This window comes from Priestia sp. KCTC 13724 (genome assembly GCF_056820425.1).
Window position 1 is genome coordinate 1 of the sequence record NZ_JBXDLD010000163.1, and the last position, 14,896, is coordinate 14,896.

The following is a 14,896-nucleotide window of genomic DNA, read 5'->3' on the forward strand; positions in this document are numbered from 1 at the left end:
AAACCTGAACGATTAAAAGTTATGAACTCTCAATCGTTCAGGTATAGTAGAGGCTGAACTACTTATGTCTCAGTCTCTTTTTACTAGTTATGATGTTTTTTTCTTTTTGATTTGACCAATACCAAGCGCTTTTGCTTCTTTGTTTAAATCTTTTAATAAACTAGCTGTCATTAGTGCCATTACGACAGAGAACGGTAGCGCTGCTATAATCATGGTATTTTGTAACGCTTGAAGTCCGCCAGAGTATAAAAGCACTAGCCCAATAACTGTTAGCGTAATTCCCCAAACCAACTTAACGCTGTTTGCAGGGTTTTGTGAACCATTTGTTGTCATCATTCCAAGCACAAACGTACCTGAATCTGCTGATGTAATAAAGAATGTAGCAACAAGAATAATCGCTAAGATTGACATAAGAGTTGCTAGCGGATAATTTGCAAAAACGCCAAACAGAGACTCTTCTGTTGCCAGCTTTGAAAGTTGTGCAATACCATCACGCTCTAACGTTAACGCAGATCCTCCGAATACAGAGAACCAAAGGAAACCAATTAGAGAAGGTATCATTAACACAAAAATAACGAACTCACGAATTGTACGACCTTTTGATACGCGTGCGATAAAGATTCCAACAAACGGTGACCATGCAATCCACCAAGCCCAATAGAAAATTGTCCAGCCGTTAATCCACTGACGGTCTTCTTCATTTAATGGCGCAATACGGAAGCTCATGTTCACTAATGTTTGCAAATACTTCCCAATCGTATCTGTAAAGATATTTAGCGTAAATAGCGTTGGTCCTAATATAAACATTAACGCAAATAAAGCAAAGGCTAAAATCATGTTTGCATTACTTAAAATCTTAATTCCTTTTCCTAATCCCGTTAAGGCTGAGACAATAAATAACACTGTTACAACAAGAATAATAATGAATTGCGTCACAATATTCGATGGCACATCAAAAAGATAAGACAAACCACCGTTAATTTGAACCGCACCAAACCCAAGCGTTGTGGCTACACCAATTACAGTGGCAATAACTGCAATAACGTCAATAATTTTACCAAGTACGCCATCTGCATATTTCCCTAAAATTGGCTTTAGTGTTGCGCTGATTAATCCACGCTCTCCTTTTCGGAACGTAAAGTATGCTAGACACATCGCAACAATACCATAGATAGCCCAAGCATGAATTCCCCAGTGGAAGAACGTAAAGCGCATTGCGTCTTGCAGACCTTGGTCTGTCCCTACTTCTCCTGTTGGAGAGCTGATCGCATAATGGCTAATAGGCTCAGCTGTGCCCCAAAACACAAGACCGATTCCCATTCCTGCACTAAAAAGCATAGCAAGCCAGGTTGGGCGTGAAAACTCAGGCTTGTCCTCCTGTTTCCCGAGTTTAATTCGACCAATCGGACTTACTAATAAATACAAACAAACTAATACAAACAAAGACACCACAATTAAATAATACCAACCAAATGAATCTGTAATAAAACCTTGGATTGCTCCCGTCACGCTCTCAAGCGTTTTGGGTGCACTCACACCAAAAATAACTAATAATGCCATGATGGCAATAGAAACATAAAAAACTGTTGAAACTTTTTTCATTTGAAATTAAAAACTCCCATCTTTGATAAATTCGCAGAGGGCTTTACTTCAATTGGAGAACACAAACAATATGCAAAACCAAATAGAAAACAATATTTTTTTTATGAAGCAATAATAACTAACCCTTAAAGATTGCGTTAAGACGTTCTTAAGCTACATCATTTTTACTTAGCTAATATTCCTCATGTAACACTAAGCAACCAAGACCTACCTGCGATCTACTTATGCAGGACGGTTTGTTGACTTGGAATTTATGGAACTGGTTGTATGGTGAAAAATTTGTTCTTGCTTCTTTCGTGGGCATGCTTTTTAGCATTACGTTCTTTAGGTAATAAGGGGGATTGGTGTATTGCCACAGTATATAGTAACATATCTCTACAAAATTGTCTGTTTTTTAGTGATATTCTTTTACACCTTACCTGTTCATCTCTTAATACTTCAGCTCGTACACTAAAAATCTTTCGAGTGAATTTCGTTGCGATAAACCTTGAATCTCGATTTCTTCCTTTAGCTGAAAAGGCGTGCGGCGCGTTAAGAAATCAGTATAGTCCTCTGAGCTATAGTAAAGAATAATTGTTACGGGTCGATATGCTTTTCCTACTGAATCTAAGATATTCCCAACGACTTTCATAAAAATTTGAATGGAAAACGGATTAAAAAAATAAAAGACAGTATCTCGAATATCAATCTCATACTCTTCTGCTAAGCAGCAGTGAAAGGACAATTCAGCTCGGCGATGGTGATATTTCTTTAAATAACTTCGCTTATTGAGAAGCGCTTCTTTGTAAAATTCTTCATTCATTTCAATCCCAACTACAGATGCTTGATAGCGGTAATGCAGGTAAAAATTTAATCGCCCTTTTCCACACCCAAAGTCGACAACTCGATCCGAAGAGCTCAGCGATACCTTCGCAAATAGCTCATCAAGGCCTTTGTATGGTGTAGGCTCATAGCGATGATAGTGCAGTGAATCGTAAAAACCTTGTTGATTTCCACTTGTTTGTATATTTAACAGCTCGTCATAAAAATGATCTGTCATGTTAAGACTCCTTTTTGTTTGCCCCCTACATTAATACCTACTTTCCCATTCTTTCAAACCTATTTCTATTCACTTCAAATAATTTTATTCCAAATAGCTTGATTTTGGGTAAAAATAGTCGAAATAATAAAGAGAGTTTGTTTAAAAGGAGCAAATAGTAATGATAAACAAAAGTGCTAGCACACAGGTGTTAAACCAAGATTCAGTACTCGGTGCGTTAGAGAAATCTTTAGCGATGATTGAATTTGACTTAAATGGAGAGGTACTTTGGGTCAAGCAGCTCATGCTGGTGAACATGGAAAAGGCTTTGATGTAGTTGCAAAAGAAGTGCGAAACTTAGCTACCCGAGCAAACGAATCAACAAAAGAAGTTCACAGTAAAGTAGAAGAAATAACGTCTTTTGTACACACCATTTTAAACGCGACAAACACTTCTGAAAAAGCACTTACATCAAGTAGAGAGCAAATGGAGAAAGCAATCGCTAAATTTGCTTCAATTGATGAAGCTGCTAAGCACTTGGAAACACAAACTAAAGCGCTAACAAAACTGGTAGAGGCATAAGAACTTTTCACACTAAAAAAGCCTGAAAATTAACCTCAGGCTTTTCATTATTATTTCCACTCAGCTACGCGATTGATTGGTAAACGAACTGATGGATGACCTTCATCTACTGCTTTACCGATTGAAATAAGCATAACTGGTACGTGGCGCTCTTTGTCCATTCCAAATACTTCTGTTACTTTTTCTTTTTCATAGCCACCAATTGGGTTTGTATCATAGCCATACGCGCGTGCTGCTAGCATAATTTGCATAGATACAAGACCACCATCAATTAAGACAACATCCTTCATATCTTCGTTTGAAATTGTTTCAAAGTATGAAGAAAATGCTTGTTTAATATTGTCTTTTACGTCTTGTGGCATATAGCCTACTTCTACTGCTTTATCATAAATTTCATCGAAGTATTCAACGTTTTGAACATCTCCAAATACAGCAATAACGGCTGCAGATGTTTCAACTTGAGTACTATTGAACTTAGCTAGTTCTGCAAGCTGCGCTTTTGCTTCATCGCTTTCGATTACTAAAAAGCGCCATGGCTGCATGTTAACTGAAGATGGTGCAGTTGTTGCCACGGTTAGAATTTCTTCCATTTCCTCACGGCTGATTTTTACAGTTGGATCGTAACGTTTAATTGAGCGACGCTCTTTTAAAATTTTATTAAAGTCATTTGTTGTTTGCATGTTAAATCTCTCCTTTTATTGTTATTTTTATACAACTACTTACTTAAAGTTATCTACTTTTATTAATGCAATGTCTATTACCTTACTCTCATTTTCTTATTTTGTAAAATAATTAGCCTTTCGAAATAAATAAAAAATATTTTCTGATAAAAACCGTCACATAATAGACCAAACTTGTACATTCATTCCGTGTTAAAATAAAGAATGCATTCTTATTTTTAATTATTGGAGATGACCTAAGATGTTCTGGACAGTTATTGTTATTGTTGTTGTCAGTGCTCTTAAACTTTTAATTACGTGCCTACCTAACACAGTCGTAGAATGGCTTCACGGTAAGTTCAAGCTACACCCTACCTTATCCATTGATTCAGCTATTGTGAAAAGAAATGGAAGCACCATTGAAGGTGAAGAAAAAGCACAAATTATTGAAGCCTTTAACAAAGCGACGTTTCTAGATCAATACTATGTACACGATGGGAATCGCACTCACTACCTTAACCTTGAGCGAAACAAAACTCCCATTATTATTCACAGTGTAAACGGCAAACATACCTTTGAACTGCTTATATACGGCTACAGCGATCATGTAGATGTGGTGAAGAAATCCAAAAAGAAAGTACTCGCGTACCGCATGCTTTCAGACGAGTTTCAAACAAATATGCACGTATCATAAAAAAACAAGGTGAAAATTCACCTTGTTTTTTATGATATTAAATTATGATAAAGCGTACATCTTGTTCTTCCAAAATGCGTGCAGTTAAACGTATCACGCTCTTTAAACACTTACTTTTCCTCTCACTTCTCACCCAGGGCAATTCTCAACCCAATCAGTGTAAACAAAGAGCCTTCAATCAAGTTTACTTTTTGTGAAATTGCTGGTCGTTTACGTAAGACGGTTCCCACTTTACCTGCAAATAAACTGATTACCGTAAAGACAAAGAGCGCCTGAACTAGAAATGTGATGCCATATACCAGCATTTGAAACGCTGCGCTTCCACCGCTAGCAGTAACAAACTGCGGTAAAAATGCTAGAAAAAACAAGGATACCTTCGGGTTTAAAATATTCATGATAATTCCTTTTTTGTAGAGTGCATCATAACTCACTTGTTGAGTCTTCTGTACTTCTAAAGGAGAGCTTTTTGCTGTAAATGCTTTATAAGCTAAGTACAGTAAATACGCAGCTCCCGCATATTTAATGATAGAAAATGCTAAAGATGATTGATATAAAAGTGCGCTCACGCCTAAAACAGTAGCTAAAATATGAACAATCAGACCTGTACATAAACCAAATGCCGTGGCAATACCCGCATTTTTCCCATTAGAGATACTTTGAGCAAGCACAAATAGGTTATCTGGCCCTGGCATAATCGTAAGCAATAGAGCTGCTCCTAAAAATGACAACCAAATTAAGAAATCCATAATCAAAACTCCTATGTATTATTTGCATTCAAACGAAAGAACTTTATTGAGTGTTCCCACCTCAACAGCGGGCATTCCACCGCTATTAAAACACGAGTTCGTTAACGTATTCAGCTCTTTATTATTAAAATATGACTCTGAAAACACAAGTGATGCTCCTACAACAAGTATGAAAGAAGAAATAATAGATAGCCTTTGAATATTTGTTAATCTTTTAATGATCCATCACCCTCTGTTTTTCTATATTTTAACATATATTCATATAAAAAAAGCAGCATCTTATAATAGAAACTGCTTTTTACTGTGATTTATTTCTTTTACTTTATCCACTGCACTACTTCGTCAAAGTCTCTTCTTGTTTTTTCACGCTTTGGATCTTCAACGCGATAACCAAATGCAACCATAACAGAGATATCGTATTGACCATCCTCAAGAAGTCCTTCTTCTTTTAAAAGCTCATGCGTTTTTTCATAATTAAAGCCTTCAATTGGACAAGAATCAACGCCGATTTGCGCTGCTGCTGTCATCATATTACCAAGTGCGATATACGTTTGCTTACTTGCCCAGTCAAACAGTGCACGGTCGCTTTCAAATAAGCGAGCATCTTCTTCTTGGAACGCTCTGAATCTTGGTAAAACAGACTCTAGCACATCTTCTGGCATTTCTTTAACTGTTTTTTGATGATTCATTGCGTACTCTGAATCATAGCGTGCGTCTGTACGCGCTAGAATGATAACAAAATGACTTGCTGTTGGCAGTTGTCCTTGCGCTCCCCATGAAACTTCTTTCAAGCGACGTTTTAAGTCTTCGTTCTCAATCACCAAAAACTTCCATGCCTCATAACCTAATGAACTTGGAGATAAGCGTCCAGTTTCCATAATAAAACGAAAATCCGCTTCTGACACTTTCTTTGTTGGATCAAACTCTTTCGTTGCGTGACGGAAATGAAACGCATCTAGAATTTCTTGTTTTTTTGCTTCGTTGCTCATGACATATCCACCTTTCTTCTCTCATCAATTTCTATGTGTCATGGTAATGAATTTCATTGCAGAATACAACTATTTAGCTTTTTACAAAAAGATTAACTATCCCATATTTCCTTTGTATAATAAGGTAAAGCAGAATGAGAAGGAGATAAAGTAACATGATAATAAAAGTGAAAGAATGGGTTTCTTCACTATGTAACAATACACCGTTATCAAAAAACAATGCTATTATAAAAAACCAAACTTTTTACTTAACACTAGAAGAATTTGCTGATCAACCTCAGGTCTATATGCGTACCATGAACGAAGGTTTATCATTCGGATATGAAACTGTACAATGGGATGGGCCAATTCCTGCTTCTGAGCCAGTTATCCACCAAATTCATATTCTCTATTGGAAAGAAGTCGAACTTTTATCACATGTTCAACTCTGCGAAAAAATAACTAAGCTTTTGATTCAAACTATCGAAAAACGAAAAAGCGAATATGCAAGATGTCAATTTTGTAAAGACTTAGTGAGTCAAGAGCATCGATTTGATGAACAAACATGTCATAGTTGTGCATCTCGTCAATATGGAGTCGTGTATTAAGAGAAACTTAGCGATGAGCCAAAAAGGTATTTTCTTCTCTTTTTAACATTCAGCCTCCCTATTAACATAGCAGCTCTCATGATTTGGGTCATAACAATTTAGGTTATGGCTTTTTTCATCATTTGAAAATTCTTTTCACCAGCGGTATGTTTAAAAGAAAAGATTTCTTAAAGAAAACGAGGAGCTTATATGAAAAAGATTCTACTTGTCGATGATGATTTACATATTCTCCAGCTTGTAACTATTCACCTATCACAAGCTGGCTATGATGTAATACAAGCAAAGCACGGAAGCGAAGCGCTCGAAAGACTACAGGAAGAAGACATTGCTCTAGCCGTCGTTGATGTAATGATGCCTTTTATAGATGGCTACACTCTGACAAAAGAGATTCGTCGCTTATATGACCTTCCCGTTATTTTGCTCACTGCAAAGAGCCAAATTGAAGATAAAGAAGAAGGCTTTGCCGCCGGAACAGATGATTATCTTGTAAAGCCTTTTGAACCAAAAGAGCTGCTGTTTCGCGTTCAAGCACTTTTAAGAAGATATGCAAAAGAAGATGATGCGTCTGTTATTAAGCTGGGCCAAACGATCATTAATAAAAGAAGCTACGAAGTCAAGGTTGGAACGAAAACGCTTCTTCTACCGCTGAGAGAATTTGAGCTACTGGCCTTTCTCGCTTCTAATTCCATGCGTGTTTTTTCCAGAGAAAACCTGATTGAACACATATGGGGCCTTGACTATGAAGGTGATGCAAGAACGGTAGACGTTCATGTTAAACGGCTGCGCGAGCGTTTTACAAACCTAACAGAAGACTTTCATATTAAAACGGTTCGCGGAGTTGGCTACTCATTGGAGACGAAACGATGAAGTCTCTTTATAGCAAATTTGTTATCATTACCGCTAGTATCATGCTCCTTAGCAGCGTGTTGGCTTTTTTAGGTTCGAACCTGTACTATCAGCAAAAATTAAAGCCTTCAAACGACGCAAAGAATACGGAAATTGCTCTTGATATCGCTGAATTTATCAATGAAAACCCACACATTCAATTGAGTGATTACCTTGAGAATATCGCTGAAGTAGGGTATCAAATTTATCTCGTTGACGCTGGTGACACCGAACGTTTTTTTGGAGCAGCATTTCGAGATACAGCATTAAAAAATGAAGTCAAAGCACAGGTTTTAAACGGTGAGATCTATCATGGAATGCGCCAGTTCCCCAAGCAAACGTTTGTAACCGGATTTTTTGCAAATGAGCTTACCAATACAATCGGTGTTCCTATTACGCATAACAGCAAGTCATATGCCCTCTTTTTACGACCAGACATCAAGCTTTTGTTCAATGAAATGCACCTATTGCTAGCATGGCTACTTGCGCTCACTATTTTACTTAGCATCGTTCTTGTCTTATTTAGCACGAACTATTTGGTAAAGCCCATTTCGAGCCTAACGGCAGCAACAAAAGCATTAGCTGCTGGAAATTTCCATCCTAAGCTTCAAACGAAGCGAAACGATGAGCTTGGTGAACTGTCAAAAAGCTTTTTGCAAATGGCTCAAAAGTTAGAACAGCTAGATGATATGCGAAAAGAATTTATTTCGAACATCTCTCATGACATTCAATCTCCGCTGTCTACTATTAAAGGATATACCGGCCTTTTAGAACAAGACAGTCTAACAAGCGAGGAAAAAGTTCAATATATTTCTGTCATTAACAGTGAGATTAATCGATTATCAATTTTAACCAAACAGCTGTTACTTCTCGCTTCTCTTGATCGAAACGAAGACATGATGAAGGCACAGCGTTTTCATGTCGGAAAACAGATTGAGAACCTAATTAAAACGCACCAGTGGGCAATTAGGGAACGGGACTTGATGATTACCTACTCCCTTCCAGATATTACAATCACGGGAGATCCCTCACTGCTGAGCACCGTCTGGGATAACCTGTTAACCAATGCGATGAAATACAATAAGCCTGGTGGAACGATTGATGTTTCAATAAAAGTTGCGCATGACTATTTAGTAGTCTCGTTCCAGGACACAGGAATCGGTCTAAGTACTTCACAGCAAAAGCGTATCTTTGATCGCTTTTATCGTGCTGATACCGCTCGTTCACAAACGGTCGAAGGAACGGGACTTGGTCTTTCAATCGTTTCAACAATCATAAAGCTTCATAACGGCGAAATTAAGGTAGACAGTCAAGAAGGTGAAGGCACATTATTTCAAATTAAACTTCCTATTTCCTAAAGCTACATCCTGATGGATGGGGCTTTTTTCATTTGTAACCTGCCGTTCATCGTCCATTCACAAACAACTTATACACTAAAAGTACGAAATCAAATTGGAGGAGATTTTGATGAACATCGCATGGAAAGAAATCAAAAAAAACAAAGCAAAATTCCTTATACTAGGCTCAATTATCTTTCTTGTAAGCTTTTTAACCTTTATTATTTCTGGCCTTGCAAACGGTCTGTCAAAGGATAATGCAGCACTCATTAAAAACTTGCCTGACGGACAGTTCTACATGACGAAAGAAGCAGAAGAAACGTATAACCTCTCGTCAATTGACCGTTCTGTTCAAGAGAGTGTTCTAAACGAGTATAAAGACGCTGTCGCTTTTTCAATTGGAATGGGTTTTGTGAATGATGAACGAGATAAACAACGTAGCGTTTCCTTTGTCACATCAACGGATTCAAAGCTCTTTCCGAATCTAAATAAAGGTGAAGTTATCCTAGACTCCTCCTTGAAAAAAGAAGGAATCAAAGTTGGGGACACGCTTACTCATGACCAGTATGATGGAACGTTTGTGGTGAAAGGCTTTGTCGATGAAGCCAAATATAGTCATACACCCGTTGCTTATATTAATGAGGTGGACTACCAAGGAATGTTTGCCAGAGAAGACCTGCAGCTGATTTTCTTGCCGAACATAGATGAAGCTCCGCTTGTTAATGGACTTCAATCTTTTTCAAACAAAGAGTTTTTAGCTACCATCCCAAGCTACAATGCTGAACAAATGTCATTGAATATGATCATTTGGTTTTTAATTGTCATTAGCTGTATGCTGTTTGCCATTTTCTTTTATATGATGAACGTTCAAAAAATTGGACTGTACGGAATTCTAAAAGCAATTGGGATGAAAACGAGCAGATTGTTTACAATCATGTGGACGCAAATGCTGATTATAACCGCTGCTTCTATTCTATTGTCCATTGCATGTAGTCAGCTATTCAACCTAATAGCACCTGAAGGAATGCCTTTTAGCTTACCTGTTCTAACTACTCTTCAACTTGCTGGTGTGTTTCTCGTTATCGGCTTTACCGGCTCGACGCTATCGGGTATTCAAATTAAAAAGATTGAACCTTTAAAAGCAATTCAACAAGGAGAGATGTAAAATGACGACTTTTACAATAGAACATGTAAAGAAATCGTTTACTAACGGAGAACGAAGGGAAGATATTTTAAAAGGAATTGACCTTTCATTAAAAGAAGGTGAACTCACTGCTCTTGTTGGTGCATCAGGTTCTGGAAAAAGTACGCTCCTTACAATTGCAGCTGGACTGCAGTCCGCATCAAGTGGACACATTATATTTGAAGAAAAAGACTTAGTAACCATGAACCCTGAACAAATGCGGAAATTGCGTGTAATCAAGTTTGGGTTTGTGTTTCAATTTGCTCACCTTGTGCCATTTTTGACGGTTGAAGAACAGCTTCTCTTAATGTTAGACGTAGCCGAAGTATCAATGTCAAAACGAGAAAAGAAGCAAGAAGTACAGCATATCTTAAAACTTGTAGAAATGGAGCATCGAAAGAACGCATACCCTCCTTCTTTATCAGGAGGAGAAAAACAGCGCGTCGCAATTGCTCGAGCCATCATCCACAAACCAAAAGTATTATTTGCTGATGAACCAACGGCAAGCCTTGATTCAAAGCGTTCAAAAGACATCATGGTCCTTTTACAAAAGTTAACAGAGTCCCTAAAAATCACCACGCTCATCGTTACGCATGATGAAGAAATGCTTATCTATGCAAATCGTGTGATTCGTATGAGCGATGGCGTTATTATGCGGGATTAACTCAGCGACCTTTTCACATCTCCCATGGTGAAAAGGTTCTTTTTTACTTTCTAGACCGTTTACCAATAAAAAATCTTTAAGATGCTAATCCTACATCATATAGTGTCATTTTTAATTTATCTTTTCAACGTACGTTTTAAGAACTCACGCGTACGTTCGTGCGTTGGATGATTAAAGATTTGCTCAGGAGTACCCTCTTCTGCAATAACGCCTTTATCCATAAAGACAATGCGATCCGATACCTCTTTAGCAAATTCCATTTCATGCGTTACAATAAGCATTGTTAGACCTGACTCGGCAAGTTCCTTCATAACCTTTAATACTTCTCCTACCATCTCAGGGTCTAAAGCTGATGTTGGTTCATCAAACAAAAGGACATCAGGCTTCATGGACAAAGCACGAGCAATGGCCACACGCTGCTTTTGACCACCTGAAAGCTGTCTTGGCTTCGCATTGATGTACTGATCCATCCCAACGACCTTCAAATAGCCTAACGCTACCTTTTCAGCTTCTTCTTTTGAACGCTTTAACACTTTGATTTGTCCTACCACACAGTTATTTAAAACATTATGGTTATCAAATAAATTAAACTGTTGAAAGACCATTCCTAAATTTTTACGATACTCAAATAGATTATGCTGATCATCCAGAACATTTTCCCCGTTATAAATAATTTGGCCACCGTTCGGCTGCTCTAATAAATTGATACAACGAAGGAGCGTTGATTTCCCCGAGCCCGAAGAACCAATAATGGTCACAACTTCTCCTTTGTTAACAGAGAAATTAATATCTTTTAATACTTCATGACTTCCATACGCTTTGTTTAAATGTTGAATATCAATTACTTGTTCCATTTTCTTATACCTCCTTACCCTTCATTATCGATTTTGGTCCGTTTTAATCATCGTGTAGCTGTCGGGTCCGTCTAATTTACGCTCAAAGTAGCGCAGAATTTGCGATACTATAAACGTCATGACAAAGTAAATCATACAAGCAACAAAGAATGACTCAAAATATCTAAAGTTGTTTCCTGCTACTGATTTCGTGACAAAGTATAGCTCGGAAACGGAAATAACGTTTAATACCGACGTATCTTTAATGTTAATCACAAACTGGTTACCCGTTGCTGGTAAGATATTACGAATGACTTGAGGTAAAACAACGTTCATCATTGTTTGATAATGATTCATGCCAATGGCTTTGGCTGCCTCAAACTGTCCTTTATCAACGGAAATAATCCCGCCACGTACAATTTCAGCCATATATGCTCCTGTATTAATTGATACAACAATAACCGCTGCCAACATCACGTTCATATCAAAGCCAAATGCAAGCGCTGAACCATAGTAAATAACCATTGCTTGCACAATCATTGGCGTACCTCGGAAAAATTCAATGTATACAGATAAAACGAAATTCGTTACCTTCAATCCTGCTTTTTTCAGCCCGCTCGTTGGCGTTGGAACAGTTCGGACAATACCAGCAACTAACCCAATGACCGCCCCAATAATGGTACCTGTCAGCGCAATTAATAGCGTCATCCCAGCTCCGCGTAAAAACATTGGCCAGTTTTCTGAGATGATTGTAATAACCCATTCAAAACTCATCGTTCTTCCTCCCTTACCTCATTACAAAACCGACTGTATGTAGATACAGCCGGTGTTATGTCATCATTATTTTGCTGCAGGTTGGTTTTTGATTGCCGCATCCATAATGCTTGTGCGTTCTTCTTCTGAAATACCTTTTAAGATTTTGTTGATTTCTTCTTTTAGCTCACTGTCTTTTTTAAGACCCACGGCTACAGCTGTATCGTCAGCTGATGTTTTGAAGCCATCCTTGAATTCAACCATTGCAAAATTATCATTTGCTGCTGAAGCACTTACTGCTTCAGGTCGCTCTGATACATAACCATCAATAACTCCTGATTCTAGCGCTACGCGCATTGCTGGGAAATTATCCATTGCTGTTTCTTTTGATACACCTTTAATTTGATCAATGACGGAGTAGTGAAACGTGTTTAATTGAGCCGTAATTTTTGCGCCTTTGAAATCTGCAATCTTCGTAGCACCTTCATACTTACTACCTTTTTTCACAACCATTACTAGGTTTGAATTATAGTAGTTATCAGAGAAATCAATTGTTTCTTTTCGCTCTGCAGTCGGTGACATTCCTGCCACAATCGCATCAATTTTACCTGATGTTAAGGCTGGTACAAGACCATCCCACTCAGTTTTTACAATCACTAGCTCTTTGCCTAATCCATCAGCAATTTTCTTAGCCATCTCAACATCATAGCCGCCTGCATACTGTGAGCCGCCCTTAATTTTAACCGCTCCGTTTGAATCGTCATTTTGAGTCCAGTTAAATGGTGGATAGCCTGCTTCCAAGCCTACCGTAAACGTATCAGCGTCTCCTGAACCCGATGCTGACTCACTGCTTTGACCACAGCCTGCTAATAAAACGACTGCTGAAAGCAATAATGTTAAGAAAAATCCTGCTTTTCTTTTCATAGTTTGTTTCCCCCTTATATCTTTTTAAGCTTTGAAGACAATAAAAAAACGACCCGAGATTTACTCAGGTCGTTTCATTCATCGTTCCCTAAAGTCCTCTCTTTTAAAAGATGAGATAGCACAACTCAATAAGCTGGTAAACTTATTGAGACAGTCCTGCAGTTCTTCACTACAGACCCAGCAAGCAATTGTTGAGAACAATTTACTCACTTCGGCGATATTTCCTTCTCTCTAGCTTCAACGTCTCTCAAACTCTGCTAAAGACTGTTAAATACCGCGCCTCTACCTCACTTGACTAAAAGTGAGGTCTTATTAAATTTGTTTCAAGTCTACATCTTTCTTCCTAATCTGTCAATATGGTTTTTATTGGATTATTTTCCAACTAATTCTTTCAGCTCTAAAAAAAACAATTTTATACAGAATAAAAAGGATGATTTAATGAATGTTGGTTTTTCTAAAGTTTCCACCCTTTACTTCGGCAACGTCATACACGCGCACAAAAGCATCCGGATCGATTTCGCTGATAATTTCCTTCATTTTACTTTCTTCTAAACGGTTAATAACACACGTAATCTCTTTGAACTTTTCGTGAGAATATCCGCCGTATACTTCTTTATATGTAGCGCTTCGACCTAGTCGATCACGAATTGTTTTAACCATTAAAACAGGCTCATTTGTAATGATTTCAAACGCTTTTGAACCGCTTAACCCAACTTCAACGACATGAATAACCTTTGAAGCGATGAAGTAAGCAATGGCAGAAAGAATGGCTCCTTGCAAGCCAAACACAAAAGAAACCACGATAAATACAAACATATTTAGAAATAAAATAAGATCACTTGTTCCAAACGGTGACTTTCGTGAAAGGAGTACAGCAAGCATATCAATACCGTCCAATGCTCCTCCATTACGCAGTGCTAGACCCATTCCAAAACCAAGGATTACACCACCTACAACGGTTACTAAAAGCGTATCTCCTTCAATAATAGCTGGAGTGTGATGCATAAGAGTTGTACTAACTGCTAGAGAAGCAATACCGATGGTTGAAAAAATAGCGAAGCTTTTTCCAATTTGCTGATAACCTAACCAGATGAAGGGAAGATTGATGATGGCGATTAAAACGCCTAGTGGAATTCCAAAGAGCTGTGAACCAACGATGCTAAGTCCCGTCACCCCCCCGTCAGATACGCTATTTGGAATTAATACTGTTTCTAACCCATAACCTGCGATAATGCCACCAATGATGACTAAAAGGCCCCGAAACAATAGTTTTTGTTTACTCGATTTTCGATGCTGTTTTAACGCATTCATGTAATTCCTCACTTCTAATGTTTTTTGACACAAATAATTTTATCATAAAATCATCTTCATTCACTAGTGTTGCATTAATTTAAATTAACTATTAAAAAGACTCAAAATCTTCAATTTTATTATTTTAGG

The 14,896-nt window shown here is 37.8% G+C and carries 17 protein-coding genes and 1 riboswitch; of the genes, 8 read left to right on the forward strand and 9 right to left on the reverse strand.

Annotated elements, in window-relative coordinates:
- Positions 1-87: 87 nt before the first annotated feature.
- Positions 88-1,602 carry a glycine betaine uptake BCCT transporter gene (locus AC1UFB_RS17780; RefSeq protein ID WP_482589625.1) on the reverse strand — a complete coding sequence of 505 codons (1,515 nt, stop codon included), beginning with the start codon at positions 1,600-1,602 and terminating at the stop codon, positions 88-90.
- Between the two features lie 430 nt (positions 1,603-2,032).
- Positions 2,033-2,641 (reverse strand): methyltransferase, encoded by a 609-nt coding sequence (locus tag AC1UFB_RS17785; protein ID WP_076512906.1) that lies wholly within the window; start codon positions 2,639-2,641, stop codon positions 2,033-2,035.
- Positions 2,642-2,801: 160 nt separating this feature from the next.
- Between AC1UFB_RS17785 and AC1UFB_RS17790 the strand changes: the two genes are divergently transcribed.
- Both AC1UFB_RS17790 and AC1UFB_RS17795 read left to right on the forward strand, forming a co-directional pair.
- Positions 2,802-2,957: a hypothetical protein gene (locus tag AC1UFB_RS17790; protein WP_153301207.1), complete on the forward strand. Its 156-nt coding sequence runs from the start codon at positions 2,802-2,804 to the stop codon at positions 2,955-2,957.
- Positions 2,909-3,202 carry a methyl-accepting chemotaxis protein gene (locus tag AC1UFB_RS17795; RefSeq protein WP_482589627.1) on the forward strand — a complete coding sequence of 98 codons (294 nt, stop codon included), beginning with the start codon at positions 2,909-2,911 and terminating at the stop codon, positions 3,200-3,202. The genes AC1UFB_RS17790 and AC1UFB_RS17795 overlap by 49 nt, the downstream gene beginning before the upstream one ends.
- 50 nt (positions 3,203-3,252) lie before the next feature.
- Here the strand turns inward: AC1UFB_RS17795 and AC1UFB_RS17800 are convergent, their stop codons facing one another.
- Positions 3,253-3,882, reverse strand: a complete 630-nt coding sequence (locus AC1UFB_RS17800; protein ID WP_076512905.1) for a nitroreductase family protein — start codon at positions 3,880-3,882, stop codon at positions 3,253-3,255.
- Between the two features lie 241 nt (positions 3,883-4,123).
- On the opposite strand from AC1UFB_RS17800, the gene AC1UFB_RS17805 reads away from it, so the two are divergent.
- The gene (locus AC1UFB_RS17805; protein ID WP_025909887.1) at positions 4,124-4,555 is read left to right on the forward strand and encodes a YfmQ family protein; all 432 of its coding nucleotides are present in this window, start codon (positions 4,124-4,126) and stop codon (positions 4,553-4,555) included.
- Between the two features lie 122 nt (positions 4,556-4,677).
- On the opposite strand, the gene AC1UFB_RS17810 is transcribed toward AC1UFB_RS17805, so the two are convergent.
- Complete coding sequence (locus AC1UFB_RS17810; RefSeq protein ID WP_100346311.1) at positions 4,678-5,301, reverse strand: LysE family translocator; 624 nt, start codon at positions 5,299-5,301, stop codon at positions 4,678-4,680.
- Between the two features lie 317 nt (positions 5,302-5,618).
- A complete protein-coding gene (locus tag AC1UFB_RS17815) occupies positions 5,619-6,290 on the reverse strand; it encodes an NAD(P)H-dependent oxidoreductase (protein ID WP_025909885.1) in 672 nt (223 codons plus the stop codon).
- Positions 6,291-6,445: 155 nt separating this feature from the next.
- Between AC1UFB_RS17815 and AC1UFB_RS17820 the strand changes: the two genes are divergently transcribed.
- From AC1UFB_RS17820 to AC1UFB_RS17840, 5 genes are all read left to right on the forward strand, one after another.
- Positions 6,446-6,877, forward strand: a complete 432-nt coding sequence (locus tag AC1UFB_RS17820) for a hypothetical protein (RefSeq protein WP_225002124.1) — start codon at positions 6,446-6,448, stop codon at positions 6,875-6,877.
- A 189-nt stretch (positions 6,878-7,066) separates the two neighbouring features.
- A complete protein-coding gene (locus AC1UFB_RS17825; protein ID WP_025909883.1) occupies positions 7,067-7,744 on the forward strand; it encodes a response regulator transcription factor in 678 nt (225 codons plus the stop codon).
- On the forward strand, positions 7,741-9,120 hold the full coding sequence (locus tag AC1UFB_RS17830) for a sensor histidine kinase (protein WP_025909882.1): 1,380 nt from the start codon (positions 7,741-7,743) through the stop codon (positions 9,118-9,120). Before AC1UFB_RS17825 ends, AC1UFB_RS17830 begins: the two co-directional genes overlap by 4 nt.
- Before the next feature lie 109 nt (positions 9,121-9,229).
- The gene (locus tag AC1UFB_RS17835; RefSeq protein WP_100346313.1) at positions 9,230-10,264 is read left to right on the forward strand and encodes an ABC transporter permease; all 1,035 of its coding nucleotides are present in this window, start codon (positions 9,230-9,232) and stop codon (positions 10,262-10,264) included.
- Between the two features lies 1 nt (position 10,265).
- On the forward strand, positions 10,266-10,946 hold the full coding sequence (locus tag AC1UFB_RS17840) for an ABC transporter ATP-binding protein (protein WP_482589632.1): 681 nt from the start codon (positions 10,266-10,268) through the stop codon (positions 10,944-10,946).
- Between the two features lie 116 nt (positions 10,947-11,062).
- Here the strand turns inward: AC1UFB_RS17840 and AC1UFB_RS17845 are convergent, their stop codons facing one another.
- The 4 genes from AC1UFB_RS17845 to AC1UFB_RS17860 all read right to left on the reverse strand — a co-directional run bounded on the left by AC1UFB_RS17845 (position 11,063) and on the right by AC1UFB_RS17860 (position 14,767).
- Complete coding sequence (locus tag AC1UFB_RS17845; protein ID WP_482589634.1) at positions 11,063-11,800, reverse strand: amino acid ABC transporter ATP-binding protein; 738 nt, start codon at positions 11,798-11,800, stop codon at positions 11,063-11,065.
- A gap of 24 nt (positions 11,801-11,824) precedes the next feature.
- The gene (locus AC1UFB_RS17850; protein WP_251385672.1) at positions 11,825-12,553 is read right to left on the reverse strand and encodes an amino acid ABC transporter permease; all 729 of its coding nucleotides are present in this window, start codon (positions 12,551-12,553) and stop codon (positions 11,825-11,827) included.
- Between the two features lie 66 nt (positions 12,554-12,619).
- Positions 12,620-13,456: a transporter substrate-binding domain-containing protein gene (locus AC1UFB_RS17855; RefSeq protein ID WP_061786686.1), complete on the reverse strand. Its 837-nt coding sequence runs from the start codon at positions 13,454-13,456 to the stop codon at positions 12,620-12,622.
- A 108-nt stretch (positions 13,457-13,564) separates the two neighbouring features.
- Positions 13,565-13,749: riboswitch (Lysine riboswitch) on the reverse strand.
- 142 nt (positions 13,750-13,891) lie between these two features.
- Positions 13,892-14,767 carry a YitT family protein gene (locus tag AC1UFB_RS17860; protein WP_061786685.1) on the reverse strand — a complete coding sequence of 292 codons (876 nt, stop codon included), beginning with the start codon at positions 14,765-14,767 and terminating at the stop codon, positions 13,892-13,894.
- Positions 14,768-14,896 lie beyond the last annotated feature (129 nt).

Bases quoted from the DNA above. Each gene is read 5' to 3' on its own strand.
- AC1UFB_RS17780 (WP_482589625.1), bottom strand. From the start codon at position 1,602: ATGAAAAAAGTTTCAACAGTTTTTTATGTTTCTATTGCCATCATGGCA.
- AC1UFB_RS17785 (WP_076512906.1), bottom strand. From the start codon at position 2,641: ATGACAGATCATTTTTATGACGAGCTGTTAAATATACAAACAAGTGGA.
- AC1UFB_RS17790 (WP_153301207.1), top strand. From the start codon at position 2,802: ATGATAAACAAAAGTGCTAGCACACAGGTGTTAAACCAAGATTCAGTA.
- AC1UFB_RS17800 (WP_076512905.1), bottom strand. From the start codon at position 3,882: ATGCAAACAACAAATGACTTTAATAAAATTTTAAAAGAGCGTCGCTCA.
- AC1UFB_RS17805 (WP_025909887.1), top strand. From the start codon at position 4,124: ATGTTCTGGACAGTTATTGTTATTGTTGTTGTCAGTGCTCTTAAACTT.
- AC1UFB_RS17810 (WP_100346311.1), bottom strand. From the start codon at position 5,301: ATGGATTTCTTAATTTGGTTGTCATTTTTAGGAGCAGCTCTATTGCTT.
- AC1UFB_RS17815 (WP_025909885.1), bottom strand. From the start codon at position 6,290: ATGAGCAACGAAGCAAAAAAACAAGAAATTCTAGATGCGTTTCATTTC.
- AC1UFB_RS17820 (WP_225002124.1), top strand. From the start codon at position 6,446: ATGATAATAAAAGTGAAAGAATGGGTTTCTTCACTATGTAACAATACA.
- AC1UFB_RS17825 (WP_025909883.1), top strand. From the start codon at position 7,067: ATGAAAAAGATTCTACTTGTCGATGATGATTTACATATTCTCCAGCTT.
- AC1UFB_RS17830 (WP_025909882.1), top strand. From the start codon at position 7,741: ATGAAGTCTCTTTATAGCAAATTTGTTATCATTACCGCTAGTATCATG.
- AC1UFB_RS17835 (WP_100346313.1), top strand. From the start codon at position 9,230: ATGAACATCGCATGGAAAGAAATCAAAAAAAACAAAGCAAAATTCCTT.
- AC1UFB_RS17840 (WP_482589632.1), top strand. From the start codon at position 10,266: ATGACGACTTTTACAATAGAACATGTAAAGAAATCGTTTACTAACGGA.
- AC1UFB_RS17845 (WP_482589634.1), bottom strand. From the start codon at position 11,800: ATGGAACAAGTAATTGATATTCAACATTTAAACAAAGCGTATGGAAGT.
- AC1UFB_RS17850 (WP_251385672.1), bottom strand. From the start codon at position 12,553: ATGAGTTTTGAATGGGTTATTACAATCATCTCAGAAAACTGGCCAATG.
- AC1UFB_RS17855 (WP_061786686.1), bottom strand. From the start codon at position 13,456: ATGAAAAGAAAAGCAGGATTTTTCTTAACATTATTGCTTTCAGCAGTC.
- AC1UFB_RS17860 (WP_061786685.1), bottom strand. From the start codon at position 14,767: ATGAATGCGTTAAAACAGCATCGAAAATCGAGTAAACAAAAACTATTG.